Raw genomic sequence first — 16,596 nt, forward strand, 5'->3', positions numbered from 1 at the left:
CGGCATTGCTGGTCACTTCTGCCCCAGCAGCCAGATGAGCAACGCCTTCTGAGCGTGCAACCTGTTCTCCGCCTCGTCGAGAACCGCACTCGCGGGACCATCGATCACGTCGTCGGTGATCTCATCGCCGCGGTGAGCGGGCAGGCAGTGCAACACGATCGCGTCCGGATCCGCCACTGCGAGGAGGTCGGAGTTGATCTGGTACGGCCGGAACGGTGCGCGACGATCCTTGCCGTCGTCCTCCTGCCCCATCGAGACCCACGTGTCGGTGACCAACACATCGGCCCCGCGCGAGGCGGCGACAGGGTCGGATTCGACGCTGACCGATCCTCGGGTCAGAGCGGCCCGCTTTTCGGCGTCGGCGATCACGACGGGGTCGGGCTCGAATCGGTCCGGCGCACTGATCGTCACGTGCATCCCCGCGGTCGCGCCGCCGAGCGCCAACGAGTGCGCCATGTTGTTCGCACCGTCGCCGAGGTAGGTCATCGTCAACCCCGCGGTACGGCCCTTGCGTTCGACGATGGTCTGCAGGTCGGCGAGGACCTGGCAGGGATGGAAGAGATCCGACAGCGCGTTGACAATCGGAATCGACGCCGTCGAGGCCATCGCTTCGAGCCGCTCTTGCCCGAAGGTCCGCCACACGACGGCCTCGACGAATCGTGACAACACCCGGCCGGTGTCTTCGAGTGATTCATCGCGGCCGAGCTGAGTGGTGCGTCCGTCGACGACGACGGCGTGGCCACCCATCTGCGCGATGCCCATCTCGAACGAGAACCGCGTTCTCGTGGAGTTCTTGTCGAAGATAACCCCGACTCCCCGCGGACCCTCGAGCGGTCGGTAGGCGAACGGCTGGCGCTTCACCTCGGCGGCTAGGGCAAGCACTTCGGCCTGCTCGTCGGGCGTGAGGTCGTCGTCGCGTAGAAAATGTCTGGTCACTGTGCGCTGCTCTCGTCGGTTGCGGCGTCGAGGATCTGCGGCAGTGCTGCGACGAAGTCGCCCGCCTGGTCCTCGGTGAGGATGAGGGGCGGCGCGAGCCGCAGGACGTCGGGAGCCGGCGCGTTGATGAGGAATCCGTTGTCGCGAGCAGTCGACTCGACCTTCGCCGACACCGGCGCGGTGAGCACGACGCCGAGCAGCAGCCCCGACCCGCGCACATGGGAGATCAGCGGATGGTCGAGTGCTTCGACGCCCGTCGCGATCGACTTTCCCACGGCGGCAACATGATCGACGAGGTTGCTGTTGTCGATCTCGTCGAGGACCGCGAGCGCAGCGGCCGCCGACACCGGGTTACCGCCGAATGTCGTGCCGTGCTGTCCGGGAGTGAACAGTTCCGCGGCGGGGCCTGTCGCGATGGTCGCCCCGATGGGCAGCCCGCCGCCGAGCCCCTTGGCGAGAGTCATGACGTCCGGCACGATCCCCGCGGCCTGGTGTGCGAAAAACGTTCCGGTACGACCGATTCCCGTCTGCACCTCGTCGAGGACGAGCAATGCGCCGTGCTCGGCGGTCAGCCTGCGCGCGTGCGCGAGGTAGTCCGCAGGCGGAACGACGACACCGGATTCTCCGAGGATCGGCTCGAGGATCACCGCTGCGGTCTCCGACGACACTGCGGCGGTCAAGGCGTCGACATCGCCGTAGGGCACGAAGTCGACCCCTGCGGGCATCGGTTCGAACGGTGCGCGCTTCGCCGGTTGACCGGTCATCGCGAGCGCACCCATGGTGCGTCCGTGAAATGCCTTGTCCGCGGCCACGATCTGCGGCCTGCCGGTGAGTCGGGCCAGCTTGAATGCTGCCTCGTTGGCTTCGGTTCCGGAGTTGCAGAAGAACACCCGGCCGGGCTGCCCGAACTTGTCGAGAAGACGCTCGGCGAGTTCGACTACCCGCGGGTTGATGTACAGATTCGAGACGTGGCCGAGTGTCTGGAGTTGCTCGGTCACCGCGGCCACGATCGCGGGATGCGCGTGACCCAATGCGTTCACCGCGATGCCGCCGAGTAGATCGAGGTAGCGGTTGCCGTCGGCGTCCCACACGTAGGCTCCCTCGCCCTTCGTCAGGGCGATCGGCGGCGTGCCGTAGTTCTTCATGAGGGCGGATGACCACCGCTCCTGCCAGGGTGCGGTCATGAGTGCGACGCTCCGTCTGTGTCTAGCGTGGTGTGCGCGGTTGCGGGAGAGAGGTTTTCGGGAGCGACGACGGTGGTCCCGGTGCTCGTCGCGGTCAGCAGTTCGGCCAAGACAGCGTGCGGCACACGGCCGTCGACGACATGAGCTCGCCCGACACCGCCTTCGACCGCACGCAGGCACGCCTCCATCTTGGGCACCATGCCTGCGTCGAGACTCGGAAGCAGTTGTGCCAGTGCGTCGGTCGAGATCTGCGACACGAGCGACGAGCGGTCGGGCCAATCGGTGTAGAGCCCTTCGACGTCGGTGAGCATCACCAGTCGGGTGGCACCGAGCGCCTCGGCGAGAGCGCCCGCAGCCGTGTCGGCGTTGATGTTGTGGACGACGCCGTCACGGTCGGGGGCGAGTGTCGAGACGACCGGAATGCGTCCCGCACCAACGAGATCGAGCACCGCGGAGGTGTTGACCGAGGAGATGTCGCCGACGAGTCCGATGTCCGTGGCAACTCCGTCGACGACGACGGTGCGTCGCGTCGCCGTGAACAGGTTGGCGTCCTCACCGGTGAGGCCGACGGCATAGGGTCCGTGCGCGTTGATCAAGCCGACGAGCTCGCGACCGACCTGACCGAACAGCACCATCCGCGCCACGTCCATCACCTCGGGCGTGGTCACACGGAACCCGCCGCGGAACTCGCCCGTCAGGCCGAGACGTGCGAGCATCGCCGAGATCTGTGGTCCGCCACCGTGCACCACGATCGGGTGCATGCCGCAGGCCCGCAGGAAGACGATGTCGGCGGCGAAGGCGCGTTTGAGGTCGTCGTCGATCATCGCGTTGCCGCCGTACTTCACGACGACCGTCGCACCGTGCATGGCCTGCAGCGTAGGCAACGACTCCGCCAGGATCGCGGCCTTCGCGGCGCCGCTGATCGAGCCGTCCCCGCTGATCGAGCCGTCCCCGCCGAGCGAGCCATCCCCGCTGATCGAGCTTGTCGAGATCATGACGAATACGCCGAGTTCTCTTCGACGTACGCGTGCGAGAGGTCGGTGGTCCGAATGCTGCCGGTCTCCGCGCCGAGGCCGAGGTCGACGAGGACCGCGACGTCGGGACCCGACAGGTCGACGTCGCGCGCGCCGTCGACGCCCGTGCCGTTGACGCAGACCGCTTTGCCGTTGAACGACACCGTGATTCGATCGGGGTCGATGGTGACCGGTGCAATCCCCGTCGCCGCGAGCACGCGCCCCCAGTTCGGATCCGACCCGAAAAGCGCTGTCTTGACCAGACTGTCGCGGGCAATGGTCCGCGCGACGGCGATGGCGTCGTCTTCGGTGGCAGCACCGGTGACCGTGATGACGATGCGCTTGGTGACTCCCTCGGCGTCGGCCATCAGCTGCGCGGCGAGATCGTCGCACACCGACAGCACGGCGGCGTCGAGTTCTGTTTGCTCGACGGGGATCTGGCTGGCGCCGGAGCTGAGCAACAGCACCGTGTCGTTGGTCGACGTCGAGCCGTCGATGTCCAGCCTGTCGAACGTCTTCGACGTCGCGCGCCGCAGCGCGAGGTCGAGTTGTTCCGCGCTGGCCCGCGCATCGGTGGTCAGCACGCACAGCATCGTGGCGAGCGAGGGTGCCATCATGCCTGCGCCCTTGGCCATGCCGCCGATGTTCCACCCCTGTGGATGGTGCAGCGCAACCTGTTTCGGCACGGTATCGGTCGTCATGATCGCGTAGGCGGCGTCGGTTCCGCCGGAGAGTCCGCCGCCCATCTCCTGGACGATCTCGGTCACACCCGCGAGCACTTTGTCCATCGGGAGGCGATCACCGATCAGACCCGTGGAACAGACAGCGACCTCGACGGCGCCGGTCTCGGTTCCCCAGTTGCTCAGCGCTTCGGCAACAGCCTCTGCCGTCGCGTGCGTGTCCTGGAAGCCCAGCGGTCCGGTACAGGCGTTGGCGCCACCAGAATTGAGGACGACGGCGCGCAGCCTGCCGGTGGTGAGCACCTGCTTGCTCCACAGCACCGGCGCAGCCTTGACCTGGTTGCGGGTGAAGACGCCTGCCGCCGAGTAGTCGGGGCCCTCGTTGAAGACCAGCGAGAGGTCGGGGGCGCCGGAAGCCTTGATACCGGCGGCGATTCCCGCCGCACGGAACCCGAGCGGTGCTGTCACGCCCTGATTGCGCAGCAGGCGCGGGCCGGTCGCCGGTGCACCGCCGGCGATCCGGTCGTCGGAGTCGTCGACCTGCGTTGTTGTGTTGCCTGCTGTCGAATTGCTCTCTGCCGCATTGCCACTCGAGCTCACGGTGCCACTCCCACAGTGCTCAGTCCTTCTGCTTCGTCCCAGTCCAGCGCGAGGTTCATCGACTGAACCGCCGCGCCGCCGGTCCCCTTCGCGAGGTTGTCGATTGTGCCGACCACCACAAGTGTTCCGGCCCGCTCGTCGACGGTGACGGCGAGTTGCACTGCGTTGGAACCCATCACCGAGCCCGTCGCGGGAAGACTGCCCTCGGGAAGGAGATAGACGAATTGCTCATCGGCATAGGCCTTTTCGTACACCGCGCGGACCTCGTCGGCCGACGCCGTCGTACGCGCCGTGCACGTCGCGAGGATTCCGCGCGACATCGGGACGAGCACAGGCGTGAACGAGACCGCCACCGGTTGGTCGGCAGCCTCCGACAGTGCCTGCGAGATCTCCGGGGTGTGCCGATGCGAGCCGCCGACCCCGTACGCACGCGCGGAACCGATCACCTCCGACGCGAGTAGGTCGACCTTGGGTGCCCGTCCCGCCCCCGACGTTCCACTCACCGCGACGACCGTGACGTGCGGTTCCACGAGGCCGGCCGCGACCGCGGGAAGCAGCGACAGAATCGAGACCGTCGGATAGCAGCCGGGTACCGCGATCCGACTCGCGTTCTGCAGGACCTCGCGGTTGCCGGGGATCTCGGGCAGGCCGTACGGCCAGGTGCCTGCGTGATCGCCGCCGTAGTAGGCGACCCAGTCGTCGGAGTCACGGAGCCGGAAGTCGGCGCCGCAGTCGATGATCAACGTCGTGGGAGGCAGCGCGTCGGCGATCTGCGCCGACGTTCCGTGTGGCAGCGCGAGGAACACGACGTCGTGACCGGCCAGGACGTCGGACGTCGTTTCCTGGAGTTCACGCTGCGCCAACGGCAACAGGTTGGGATGATGGGCACCAAGGAGTGTGCCCGCGTTTCCGCCGGCCGTCAGGGCGCCGATCTCGAGGTCGCCAGATCGCAGACGCGGGTGTCCGCACAGCAGACGAAGCACTTCCCCACCCGCATAACCGCTCGCGCCAGCTACAGCCACCTTGATCGTCATACACATCATTATGCATGGCGGCGCAAATCAATACGGAACTAGGTCGGCGGGCGCAGCGAAGTAGATTCCCAACCGGCGTCGTGTAGTCGTTCGACGGCCTCGAGAATCAGATCCACCGCGAACTCGAACTCGAAGTCGTCGTCGCAGCCAGCGGGCCCCGTACGTGCGCGAGCATCGAGGGCGATCGCCGTCACTGCGGGATATCGTTTCGCGAATTCGGCCTCCGCTGCCGCCTGCGCCGCCGGACCGAGGTCGGCAGGCGGCGCGGCACTACCGGTGAACACTTCCGCCGTGAAGCCCCAGATCCGTGGCCCGACTACGTGCATGGCGTGGTGGGTCAGATCGATTGCGATGCCTCCGTCGATGAACTCCGCCGCCAGGGAATCCATGTACGCGAGCGCGCCCGGCGTAGGAGTGTCACGGGATTCGATCGCTGTGCGCATCCACGGGTGCGCTTGGTACACGCGCCGTGCGGCGAGTATTCGCGAGCGCACCGACCTGCGCCAGCCCTGCGCGGAGGACGCGGGGTAGGAGTCGACGACGACATCGATCATTCCGTCGACCAGGTCGCTCTTGTTGGCCACATGTTTGTACAGCGCCATGGGCACCACGTCGAGCTCGGTCGCAAGCGCGCGCATGGTGACCGCGTCGAATCCGTCTCTGTCGGCAAGACGGACGGCACAGCCGAGTACGCGATCCCGGTTGAGCGGAACTCGCTGAGCTGAGTCATCCGACATACCCGAAACCCTAGCGAAGCCTTGACCGGGTGTACGTAGTACACCTACGGTAGGCGGGGTGTACGACATACACCACTGACTCAGCACGCGTCACGCGCACCAAGGCCACAGGCAGGAGAACTCGCATGGTCGAATCGAACGAGCGAGCCCGGGCGCGGTGGGCCGGTATCTGGTACCTCGTCACCTTCGCGACGTCGCTTCCGGCTCTCGCTCTCAAGAAACCCTTTCTCGACGGCGATCCCGACGCTTCGGGGGCCGCTGCCCAGTTCGGATGCGTGCTGGAGGTCATCCTCGCCGTGAGCTGCGTCGGCACCGCCATTGCGCTCTACCCCATCATTCGACGCCACAGCGACGCCCGCGCACGAGGTTTCGTCGCGTCGCGAACCGTCGAGGCGACGCTCGTGGTGATGGGAGTGGTTGCGGTACTGGCACTCGTCACGGTCCGGGATGCGCCCGGTACATCGTCAGGAGTCGACGACGCGCTCGTCGCACTTCACGATGGCGCGTTCCTCCTAGGACCCGGCCTACTACCGGCAGTCAATGCACTCCTGCTGGCTCCGGTGCTGTACGCGAACCGACTGGTTCCACGTGCCATTCCCGCACTCGGGATCATCGGCGCGCCGCTCCTGCTCGCGTCGGCGACCGCGACAATCCTCGGCCTCGTGTCACAGGTGTCGCCGATCGGCGCGCTCGCCGCCGCCCCCATCGCGCTATGGGAACTCGCGCTGGGCGTCTGGCTGACCGCGCGTGGCGTGCGAGAGCACAGCGAGGCGTCGAACAGCACACCGGTCGCCGTCGCCTGACGTGGTCGGCTATCGACGTGCCGAGCTATCGAAGCCGCGCGCCGACGCCCTCGGTCGCGCGAGCCACGGCAGCCAGTTTCGCCGCGGTCGCCTCGTCTTCGGTGAGGGTCCGATCGCCTGCCCGGAACTTCAGCGCGAAGGTCAACGATTTGTTTCCCTCGCCGACCTGCTCACCGGTGAAGACATCGAAGAGCTCGATGGAGTCGAGCAGCTCACCGGCGCCCTCGCGCAGCAACGCCTCGACGTCTGCCGCGGGCACGCCGTCCGACACGACGACGGCGACGTCCTGCAGCACCGCCGGGAACACGGAGATGTGCGGCGCTGGCAGTGTCGCGTCGAGCGGCAACGCGTCGACGTCGATCTCGACGGCGCACATCCGCTTCGGCAGCCCTGTACGTTCCAGCACCGCGGGGTGGAGCTCGCCGGCATGTCCGACGACCCGACCGTCGACGACGACGGCCGCGCACCGACCCGGATGCCAGGGCGCGTAGGTGTCGGCCACCAATGTGACGTCGACTCCGGCTGCGACGCCGATCTCACGAGCAGCCTCGAAGGCGTCGAGATAGTCACCGGGCCTGCCGGGACCCCACGGGCCCGCCGGATCACGCAGCCCGGTCAGCGCAACCGCGACGTGCAGTGGCTGAGCGGGTAGCGAGTCGTCGAGTTGGGCGATCTCCTCGGCCGTGGGGCGTCGGGTCACGTCGAGTTCGGCCACCGGGCGCATGTGGTCGGTGGCCAAGACGACCTGTCCGATCGTGTACAGCGACAGGTCGCGCTGGCCGCGAGCAATATTCCGGGCGACCATCTCGAACAGCCCGGGCAGAAGCGTCGTGTTCAGCTCCGGCCGGTCGGACTCGAGCGGGTTGAGCACCTTGACCGTGCGGCGTCGAACGTCGTCGGAGGACAGGTCCCAGGTGTCGAAGACGCCCGCGGGCATGAACGGGAAAGGCAGCACCTCGACGTAACCGTCGAGCGCGAGCGTGCGACCGATGCTGCGGCGTCGACGCTGGGTTGGCGTCAGCCCGCGTCCGCCCGGAGCAGACGGAAGAACGGCCGGAATGTCTTCGAGGCCTTCGAGCCGCAAGACTTCTTCGACGAGGTCGGCGCGCTGACGCAGATCCGGTCGCCACGACGGGGGCGTGACGGTCAGCGGGTCGGTGCCGGTGACCGTGCACCCGACCTCGACGAGCCGAGCTGCGGTGGTGCCGGCCGGGTAGGTGACCCCGGCCGTGCGGTCGGGCTCGTCGGCAGAGATCGTGATGGGCGCGGTCGCCGGAAGCGATATCCGCTCCTCGGCCAGTGGCGACGCGATGGCACCACCCGCGAGTTCGACGATGAGTCCGGCTCCGCGGTCAGAACCTGCGGCGGTGATCTCCGGGTCGACGACGCGCTCGAACCGCTTGCTCGCCTCCGACGTGAGCTTGTGACGCTTTCCGGTCCGGAAGACACGGACGGGATCGAAGGTCGCCGCCTCGAGCAGCACACGCGTGGTCTGCGGACCCACCTCGGTGCTCTCGCCGCCCATGACACCTGCCAGCGCGACGGGGCCACTGTCGTCGGCGATGACGACGTCCTCGGGATCGAGGTCGCGAACGACGCCGTCGAGCGTTGTCAGCTTCTCCCCCGACCGCGCGTTGCGGACGGTGATGGTCCCGGACAACTTGTCAGCGTCGAAGGCGTGCAGCGGCTGTCCCAATTCGAGCATCACGTAATTGGTGACGTCGACGATCGCAGAGATCGGGCGGACCCCGGCGACCATCAATCGCTTCTGCATCCACCACGGCGATATGGCAGTCGGGTCGACGCCCTCGATGAGGCGCGCGGTGTATCGGGTTGCGCCGGAATCCTTCTCGATCGCCACGGGCCAGGGCGCACCGTCGGACACCGAGATGGCGGGGACGGAGGTACCGGGATCGACGAACGGCACGGTGAAGCTGCTCGCCAGCTCACGGCCGAGTCCGCGGATCGAGAACGCGTAGCCACGGTCAGGGGTGACGTTGACGTCGATCGCGGCGTCGTCGAGTCCGAGGACCTCGCGGGCGTCGGCGCCGGGCTCTGCGGTGCCGGGCGCCAGGACGAGGATGCCGCTGTGATCGGTGCCGATACCGAGCTCGGACACCGAGCAGATCATGCCGTCGGAGATGTGTCCGTACGTCTTGCGGGACGCGATCTCGAACGGCCCCGGCAGCACGGTTCCGGGCAGAGCGGCAACGATGAGGTCGCCCTCCGCGAAATTGCGTGCCCCACAGACGATTCCGCGGGGTTCCGACTCCCCCACCTCGACCTGGCAGAAGCGAATGGGCTTCTTGAACTCGGTCAGTTCCTCGATGTGCTCGACGCGCCCGATCACCAGCGGGCCGGTGATCTCGGGGAACGACTCGATGTCTTCGATCTCGAAACCGACACGGACGAAACCCGCGTCGATCTCCTCAGTGGTCGCCGACCAGGTCGGATCGCCGGCACGGAGTACCTCGGTGTACCAGGACTGCGGTGCACGCATCGGTCAATCAGCTTCTTTCATCGAGTGGAATCGGTGCGGGTTGCGGCGTCGACCGGCTCAGGCCGCCGGGCCGAACGGGAGGCTGAAGCGGACGTCGCCCTCCACCATGTCGCGCATGTCCGAGATGTCGTTGCGGAACTGCAGAGTGCGTTCGAGTCCCATCCCGAACGCGAACCCTGAGTAGACGTCGGGGTCGATTCCGCTGGCGCGCAACACGTTCGGGTTGACCATGCCGCAGCCACCCCATTCGACCCAGCCCGCGCCGCCCTTCTTGGCGGGAAACCATACGTCGACCTCGGCCGACGGCTCGGTGAAGGGGAAATAGCTCGCACGCATGCGGGTGGTGGTCTCGGGGCCGAACAGTGCGCGAGCGAACGCCTCGAGCGTGCCGCGCAGGTTGGCCATCGTCAGTCCCTTGTCGACGGCGAGGCCCTCGATCTGATGGAACACCGGCGTGTGTGTGGCGTCGAGCTCGTCGGTCCGGAACGTCCGGCCGGGGCACGCCACGTAGATCGGGAGATCTCGCGACAACATCGAACGCACCTGCACGGGTGACGTGTGGGTCCGGAGCACCTGACGTGATCCCTCGGGTGCGATGTAGAAGGTGTCCTGCATCGACCGCGCAGGGTGATCCGGGAGAAAGTTCAGCGCGTCGAAGTTGTAGTGCTCGGTTTCTACCTCGGGTCCCTCGGCGATCTCCCAGCCCATGCCGACGAAAACGTCGGCGACCTGCTCGGAGATCACTGTGATGGGATGGCGCGCTCCACCGGGACGTCGACGACTCGGCAGCGTGACGTCGACCGACTCGGAGACGAGAACCGCGGCGTCGCGCTCGGCCTGCAGCTGCGCCGTCCGGCCGTCGAGGACCGCACTGACCCGCCCACGAACCTGGTTGACCAGTTTGCCTGCTTCGGATCGCTGGTCCTTCGGCAGCGAACCCAGAGCTCGACGAGCGAGCGCTATCGGCGAACGATCGCCGAGGTGCGCGGTCTTGGCGGCCGCGAGCGCATCGAGATCAGCGGCCGCAGCGAATGCCGCAGCGGCGGCGTCGGCCGCGGCGTCGAGTTCCTCGGTGCTGGGGAACGTTGGCTGCGCTTGATCGTCGGCAGAGCTGGCCACGGTCGGCGGTCTCCTAGTGCTTGCTGGTGCGGATGACTGAACCCATCACGACCACCTCGACGACGAGAGCAGATCAGCAATGCGCCGGTCAGAGGCCGTGATACTTCCTCGTCAAGGTTAGTCGACCGTCCTGGGGCCCTACCTCGACGCCCCCACGAACCCGCGCCGATCGATCATCCACGATCCGCCCGGCTCAGCAGCGTCGGGAGCTCGCAGGTGCTCGACCCAGTGATCGAGCGGCCATCGCGGCGGCGACGCCGATCACCAACCAGATCCAGCCGGCGACGATTCCCGAACCGGCCAGGAGCAGCGTCGTCACACCGACGACGACCAGGAGCCCCACGATGAGGGTGTCGCGTCGTGCACTCCACCCACCGACGACCTGCGCGTCCCACCACGGCACCGGACGGTTCTCCAGGACGAGCAGCACTCCGGTCACCGGGATCATCAGCGCGAGCAGGCATGCGGTGGTCGCGAGAACCGTCGGCCAGAACAGCAGGGCGTGGGGATCTCTATGCAATCCACACAGCGCGGAGAGGCCAATGATGAGACCCAACACCGGAAGGTGCCACAGATACAACGTCATCGCACCTCGGTTGCCGAGCACGACCCACCACCAGACCCGTGGGCGGGCGGCGACTCGTGCAAGTGGCGCGCGCAACGCGATGACCAGCGCACACAGCACCACAGTGTGACCAGCGAGTAGCAGGCTCGGCGGACTCATGTTGGACAGTTGCTGTCCGGGGACGGTCACCAACGACATCTCGTACGGACCGAGGGCCACCAGCGCGATGTCGACGACCAGAGCGGTCACGCACAGCACTGCGGCTTCGACCATCGAGAACAGGCGTTTCGCATACGCGACGCCGAGGATCGCCGGGATGATCCACACGCTGAGAAAGTTGACGTAACCGACGTTGTTCGACGCACCGACGGCGATCCGAAGGGCGTCGACGACCGCGGTCACCAGCCACGCGGCCGCCAGAGCTGACAGCACAGCCCGGCGCGACGAGAGTCGTTGGAGCATGGGCATCACCGCGAGCACCAACAGGTAGGCGCCGAGAAACCACAGCAACTGAACTCCCAGGCGCGCCACGACGTCGGCGATGGCGGCGGCACCGACCAGCGTCGACACCCCGTAAACAATCAGGACGACCACGAGATACCACCCGACCGGCCGCAGAAGTCGCTGGACCCGACGCAACAGCCAGTGGCCGGGACGTGTGCCTGGACGCCACCCGTAGGTCGACGCCGCGGCGCCTGCGAAGAAGAACAGCGGAAGGATCTGGAACAGCCAGGTCATCGGTTGCAGAAGCGGAACGTCGGCGAGGGTGTTACCGAGGACGAGCCGACCGTCGTCGACGGACACCGTCAGCATGAGCGAATGCCCGGCGATCACGACGACCAGCGAGGTGAGTCGGATGAGATCGACGACGCGATCGCGGTTGCCGGTCAGCGCGTCGAGTTCTGCGACAGAGGGAGTCAGGGTTGAGTGGTTTCGCACTCCGAGAAGTCTTCGCCGACATGCCCTTTCGATCATGGGTGCAACTACTCAGCACGCGTATGCGTTTCAACTCGATCAGCCGGTGCCGCCCGTCGCCCTAGACTCGACACCCATGCGATACACACTGGAAGATTCCGTTGTCGTCGAGCGCAGCCCGGAGGACGTGTACGCGCTGATCAGCGACGTCACACGCACCGGAGAGTGGAGCGAACAGTGCCACGCGTGTGAGTGGGACAGTTCCGCACGCGGTGCGGGCGCGACCTTCACCGGTCACAACCGCACGCCGGTCCGCGAGTGGTCGACCGTCTCGACCGTGACCGTCGACGAGCCCGGCACTCGCTTCGAATGGACGATCGGAACCAGCGGAACGAGGTGGGGCTATCGCGTCGAAGCCGTCGGCGACGGCAGCACACGGCTCACCGAGTACACCGCCTTCTCTGACACCGGCGAAGTATTCTTCCGCGAGAAGTACGGCGACGACGCCGATGACCAGATGAGGATTCGCCTCGTCGCGGCGGCTGAGGGAATTCCTGCCACTCTCGCCAGGATCAAAGTGATCGCCGAGGCGTGAGCTGCGCTACAACCTAGCGGGCTTGTACTCGTGCGCTCTCGTAGAGACAGATCGACGCCGCCGACGCGAGATTGAGGCTCTCGGCGCGACCGCGGATCGGAATGGACACCCGGTGGTCGGCCGACTGCGCGAGTGGTGCGGACAACCCGTGGGCTTCGTTGCCGAACAGCCAGGCGGTCGGCTCGGCGAGGACGTCTGAGGCGTCGTCGAGCACGAGCTCACCGTCGGCCGACGTCGCCAGGATCGTGATGCCCGCCGACCTCACCGACGACAGCGCCGCGTCGACGTCTCGTTCCCGAACGATCGGCAGATGGAAGACGCTGCCCGCGCTCGCGCGTACGCACTTCCCGTTGTGCGGATCAACCGCGTCGCCGAGCAACAGCACGGCGTCGGCGCCCATCGCGTCGGCTGTGCGGATCAGCGTCCCGGCATTACCTGGTTCACGCGGCTCGACGGCCACCGCCAGTAGGCGCGGACCGGACGACAGCACGTCGTCGAGGGACGCGTCGAGGAGCTCGGCGAGAGCGAAGATTCCGGGCGGCGTCGTCGCTTCCGAAAGCTTTTCGGCGGCGCGATCCGACAATCCGACGACGTCGACGCCTGCGCCGGATGCGGCGCCGAGGATCTCGGCGTGCCGGTCGGCGTCACTCTCGCGGACCAGGATCTGCACTGCCCGACCACTCTCCAGAGCGGCGGCAACCGCATTGGCGCCTTCGACGAGAAATCTTCCCTCGGACCGTCGTACCGACGCCCGATGGAGCTTTGCATACGACACGACCCGCGAGGATCGTTCGGACAAGATCTCCATCAGATGATGTCCGTGATCACTCGCGGGTCGTGTGCGACGTGTTCGATGTGAACGCTCAGGCTGCGGGAGCGTTGACGTCGGCCGGCAGTGCCTTGCGGGCAACCTCGACGAGGCCGGTGAAGGCCTCCGGGTCGGTCACGGCGATGTCGGCGAGCACCTTGCGGTCAACCTCGACACCCGCGGCCTTGAGGCCCTGGATGAAGCGGTTGTAGGTGATGTCGTTGGCGCGGGACGCAGCGTTGATACGCGCGATCCACAGCTTGCGGAACTCACCCTTGCGGGCGCGACGGTCCCGGTAGGCGTAAGTCATCGAGTGGAGCTGCTGCTCCTTGGCCTTGCGGTACAGGCGCGAGCGCTGCCCGCGGTATCCCTTGGAGGCCTCCAGCGTCGAACGACGCTTCTTCTGGGCGTTGACAGCCCTTTTCACGCGTGCCATGTCAGTTCCTCTTGTTCGTCAGATGTGGTGGTCGGGTGCGTCAGCGGTTGAGCAGTCGCTTGATACGCGGTGCGTCGTTCTCACTCACCACGGCGATGCCGTCGAGACGACGGGTACGGCGAGAGGACTTGTGCTCCAGGAGGTGGCGACGGTTGGCCTTCTGGCGGACGATCTTTCCGCTGCCGGTCACCTTGAAGCGCTTGGCTGTGCCCTTGTGGGTCTTGCTCTTCGGCATGTTCTTTCCTTCATTCGAGCGGACGCAAGCCACACCCGCGGTTGTCGGGTGCGGTATGCGTCCGCAGTGGTTCTCCGACGGTCCGTTCTCACGGACCGCATCGGCTTAGCTGGCCGTGTCGTCCTTGGCGCCCTGCTGGCGGGGCGCGCGGTCGTCACGAGTCTGCTGCGCTTTCACGCGGGTCTTCGCGCCCTTGTGCGGGGCGAGGACCATGGTCATGTTGCGGCCGTCCTGCTTGGCCGAGGTCTCGATGAAGCCGTAATCGGCGACGTCGTTTCCGAGGCGCTGCAGCAGTCGGTATCCGAGTTCGGGTCGCGACTGCTCGCGGCCGCGGAACATGATGGTGACCTTCACCTTCGAGCCTGCCTCGAGGAACCGGATGACGTGACCCTTCTTGGTCTCGTAATCGTGGTCGTCGATCTTCGGCCGGAGCTTCTGCTCCTTGATGACGGTCAACTGCTGGTTGCGACGCGACTCGCGTTGCTTCTGCGCTGCTTCGTACTTGAACTTGCCGTAGTCCATGATCTTGCACACCGGCGGACGGGCGTCGGGTGCGACCTCGACCAAGTCCAGGTCGGCCTCGTAGGCCAGGCGCAGCGCATCTTCAACACGCACGATGCCCACCTGCTCCGAATTCGGTCCGACGAGTCGGACCTCCGGTACGCGGATGCGCTCGTTGATGCGGGTCTCAGTGCTGATGGGGCCTCCTTGATAAAACCTGACAGGGGTGGCCGTCGCGGAGTGGTCGGTGGCCGCGCATGGAAAGGGGCTCTCAGCAGAAGAGCCCCGAGATGGTGTTCACCATCGTCAGGGCTCCGATACCGACCGGTCTGCACACCATTGGATGCGCATCGCCGACGGCGTGGAAAGACCACGCCCATCGGCAGGACCGGACCGTACAACTGCGTGAATCGCGTGTGCGGCAAGCGCACATATTCGACGCGTCGTAGCGGTGGGAGCGGAACTCCACTTGCGACCCCGGCGCCAACCGGGGCGGTCGTGCTATGGAAGTCTAGCAGTCATGCCCGAGAACACCTATTCGCCTTCGGGCGACGATGCAGGTGACGACCTCACCGGCGTTCCGAACAACGATTCCGCGCGTCCGGACGTGACTACTTCCACAGACGATGATGACAACGTCCGTGACATGGCCGACATTCCCTCGATCGAGGTCGTGACCCGGGCCATCGTCATGCTGATGAGCGCGTCGGCGGAGAAGCTCGGCCTGGCGCCGGGGGCATCCGAAGACGACGCCGATCTCGATGAGGCCCGAAAACTCATCACCGCACTGGCCGGACTCGTCGACGCAGCCAAACCGGATCTCGGCGTTCATGCCGCTCCCATCCGAGACGGACTCAAGCAACTGCAACTGGCGTTCCGCGACGCGAGCGCATACCCGGACGAGCCAGGCGAGGGCCCCGGCGAGAAGTACACCGGACCGGTTCGAGACCGTCGTCGGTGACGCTCTCGTTGGCCGCGAATTCACCGCGATGTAGGTAGCGCTTACCTAACGTTTCAGCAGGTCAGGCGAGCCTTTGCTTGCTGGAAAGGGTCAACGGACTCACCTAGATTGGAAGGCAGGGCAGATACCCGCCCGCCAACCTCGATCCAGGAGTTCACGATGGCCACGCTCGAAATGCCACATGTCGCCGAATGCACCGTCAGTGAGTGTTCCTACAACCACGACGGCTGCCACGCGTTCGCGATCAACGTCAGCGGAACCAACGGCACTGCCGACTGCGCGACGTTCATCCCCCTGACAACTCGCGGCGGCCTCGACCGCGTCTCCACCCAGGTCGGTGCATGCCAGCGGGTCGACTGCGAGCACAACGCGAATCTCGAATGCACGGCCACTGCGGTCCGTATCGGTGCAGGCGAGAGTTCCGACACCGCGAACTGCCTCACCTACTCCCCTCGCTGACGGCTTCGCGTCACCAGACCACTCTGCAGCCCTCGACGGACGTCGTGCGGGTCATTCTGTGACCAGCGCGGCGTCCGTCGTTTCGTATGCGGGCTAGCCTGAATCCATGACCTCCGAAGGTGCGCACGACCACGACCCGGCCGATCCGACACGGACGACCTCCTCGGCCGGCGGCACAGAGCCCGTCGGAGAGATCATCGACGCCGAGGTCCTGGATACGGAAGTCGTCGACACCGCCTCTCCCGGATCCAGCTTTCCCGGCTCGACGACCATCTCGAGCCCCGGGCACATCGATCCCGACTACAGCGAGCAAGGTGTGCCGAGTTTCGATTTCGTCCGCGACAAGATCGAGAAGCGCATCTCGACCGCGATCGGTTCCCAGGAGTTGGCTGAGGGCACGCCCGAGGGCCAGGGCGTCGACGACATGATGCGCAAGCGCGACGAGGCCGCGAAGAAGAAGCTCGACGAGATCCGAAAGTCCATGGGGCACTGACACTCCCCACCACTCTTCTCCC

At 66.4% G+C, this 16,596-nt stretch carries 17 protein-coding genes and 1 pseudogene; 5 read left to right on the forward strand and 13 right to left on the reverse strand.

Features of this window, described 5'->3' with window-relative positions; genetic code table 11:
* Positions 1-12: 12 nt before the first annotated feature.
* The 6 genes from argF to RND64_RS12500 all read right to left on the reverse strand — a co-directional run bounded on the left by argF (position 13) and on the right by RND64_RS12500 (position 6,184).
* Entirely contained in the window at positions 13-936 is a 924-nt protein-coding gene (argF, locus tag RND64_RS12475; protein ID WP_049698125.1) for an ornithine carbamoyltransferase, read from the reverse strand.
* Positions 933-2,120 (reverse strand): acetylornithine transaminase, encoded by a 1,188-nt coding sequence (locus tag RND64_RS12480; RefSeq protein WP_049698126.1) that lies wholly within the window; start codon positions 2,118-2,120, stop codon positions 933-935. The genes argF and RND64_RS12480 overlap by 4 nt, the downstream gene beginning before the upstream one ends.
* Positions 2,117-3,115 (reverse strand): acetylglutamate kinase, encoded by a 999-nt coding sequence (gene argB, locus RND64_RS12485; protein WP_049698127.1) that lies wholly within the window; start codon positions 3,113-3,115, stop codon positions 2,117-2,119. Before argB ends, RND64_RS12480 begins: the two co-directional genes overlap by 4 nt.
* A complete protein-coding gene (argJ, locus tag RND64_RS12490) occupies positions 3,112-4,332 on the reverse strand; it encodes a bifunctional glutamate N-acetyltransferase/amino-acid acetyltransferase ArgJ (RefSeq protein WP_049698548.1) in 1,221 nt (406 codons plus the stop codon). The genes argB and argJ overlap by 4 nt, the downstream gene beginning before the upstream one ends.
* Before the next feature lie 77 nt (positions 4,333-4,409).
* Positions 4,410-5,447, reverse strand: a complete 1,038-nt coding sequence (gene argC, locus RND64_RS12495) for an N-acetyl-gamma-glutamyl-phosphate reductase (RefSeq protein WP_049698128.1) — start codon at positions 5,445-5,447, stop codon at positions 4,410-4,412.
* 38 nt (positions 5,448-5,485) lie between these two features.
* Positions 5,486-6,184: a TetR/AcrR family transcriptional regulator gene (locus tag RND64_RS12500; protein WP_049698129.1), complete on the reverse strand. Its 699-nt coding sequence runs from the start codon at positions 6,182-6,184 to the stop codon at positions 5,486-5,488.
* Between the two features lie 125 nt (positions 6,185-6,309).
* On the opposite strand from RND64_RS12500, the gene RND64_RS12505 reads away from it, so the two are divergent.
* The gene (locus RND64_RS12505; protein ID WP_049698130.1) at positions 6,310-6,987 is read left to right on the forward strand and encodes a DUF4386 domain-containing protein; all 678 of its coding nucleotides are present in this window, start codon (positions 6,310-6,312) and stop codon (positions 6,985-6,987) included.
* Between the two features lie 25 nt (positions 6,988-7,012).
* Here the strand turns inward: RND64_RS12505 and pheT are convergent, their stop codons facing one another.
* From pheT to RND64_RS12520, 3 genes are all read right to left on the reverse strand, one after another.
* Positions 7,013-9,487, reverse strand: a complete 2,475-nt coding sequence (gene pheT / locus RND64_RS12510; RefSeq protein WP_049698131.1) for a phenylalanine--tRNA ligase subunit beta — start codon at positions 9,485-9,487, stop codon at positions 7,013-7,015.
* Positions 9,488-9,544: 57 nt separating this feature from the next.
* Positions 9,545-10,606, reverse strand: a complete 1,062-nt coding sequence (pheS, locus tag RND64_RS12515; RefSeq protein WP_049698132.1) for a phenylalanine--tRNA ligase subunit alpha — start codon at positions 10,604-10,606, stop codon at positions 9,545-9,547.
* 193 nt (positions 10,607-10,799) lie between these two features.
* Positions 10,800-12,110: an acyltransferase family protein gene (locus RND64_RS12520; protein WP_331436053.1), complete on the reverse strand. Its 1,311-nt coding sequence runs from the start codon at positions 12,108-12,110 to the stop codon at positions 10,800-10,802.
* A 112-nt stretch (positions 12,111-12,222) separates the two neighbouring features.
* On the opposite strand from RND64_RS12520, the gene RND64_RS12525 reads away from it, so the two are divergent.
* A complete protein-coding gene (locus tag RND64_RS12525) occupies positions 12,223-12,681 on the forward strand; it encodes an SRPBCC family protein (protein ID WP_049698134.1) in 459 nt (152 codons plus the stop codon).
* 13 nt (positions 12,682-12,694) lie between these two features.
* On the opposite strand, the gene RND64_RS12530 is transcribed toward RND64_RS12525, so the two are convergent.
* From RND64_RS12530 to infC, 4 genes and pseudogenes are all read right to left on the reverse strand, one after another.
* Complete coding sequence (locus RND64_RS12530) at positions 12,695-13,489, reverse strand: TrmH family RNA methyltransferase (RefSeq protein ID WP_197494435.1); 795 nt, start codon at positions 13,487-13,489, stop codon at positions 12,695-12,697.
* A 55-nt stretch (positions 13,490-13,544) separates the two neighbouring features.
* Positions 13,545-13,925: a 50S ribosomal protein L20 gene (gene rplT, locus RND64_RS12535; protein WP_049698135.1), complete on the reverse strand. Its 381-nt coding sequence runs from the start codon at positions 13,923-13,925 to the stop codon at positions 13,545-13,547.
* Between the two features lie 40 nt (positions 13,926-13,965).
* Entirely contained in the window at positions 13,966-14,160 is a 195-nt protein-coding gene (rpmI, locus tag RND64_RS12540) for a 50S ribosomal protein L35 (RefSeq protein ID WP_005208912.1), read from the reverse strand.
* Between the two features lie 105 nt (positions 14,161-14,265).
* Positions 14,266-14,920: pseudogene (infC, locus tag RND64_RS12545) on the reverse strand (translation initiation factor IF-3).
* Positions 14,921-15,181: 261 nt separating this feature from the next.
* On the opposite strand from infC, the gene RND64_RS12550 reads away from it, so the two are divergent.
* From RND64_RS12550 to RND64_RS12560, 3 genes are all read left to right on the forward strand, one after another.
* Complete coding sequence (locus RND64_RS12550; protein ID WP_005208917.1) at positions 15,182-15,622, forward strand: DUF1844 domain-containing protein; 441 nt, start codon at positions 15,182-15,184, stop codon at positions 15,620-15,622.
* Between the two features lie 159 nt (positions 15,623-15,781).
* Positions 15,782-16,081, forward strand: coding sequence for a DUF1540 domain-containing protein (locus RND64_RS12555; protein ID WP_005208919.1), 300 nt, complete (start codon positions 15,782-15,784; stop codon positions 16,079-16,081).
* Between the two features lie 106 nt (positions 16,082-16,187).
* Positions 16,188-16,574, forward strand: a complete 387-nt coding sequence (locus tag RND64_RS12560) for a hypothetical protein (RefSeq protein WP_152930025.1) — start codon at positions 16,188-16,190, stop codon at positions 16,572-16,574.
* Positions 16,575-16,596 lie beyond the last annotated feature (22 nt).

Origin of the sequence: Gordonia sp. w5E2 (assembly GCF_036540975.1) — a bacterium.
GTDB lineage: Bacteria > Actinomycetota > Actinomycetes > Mycobacteriales > Mycobacteriaceae > Gordonia > Gordonia jacobaea.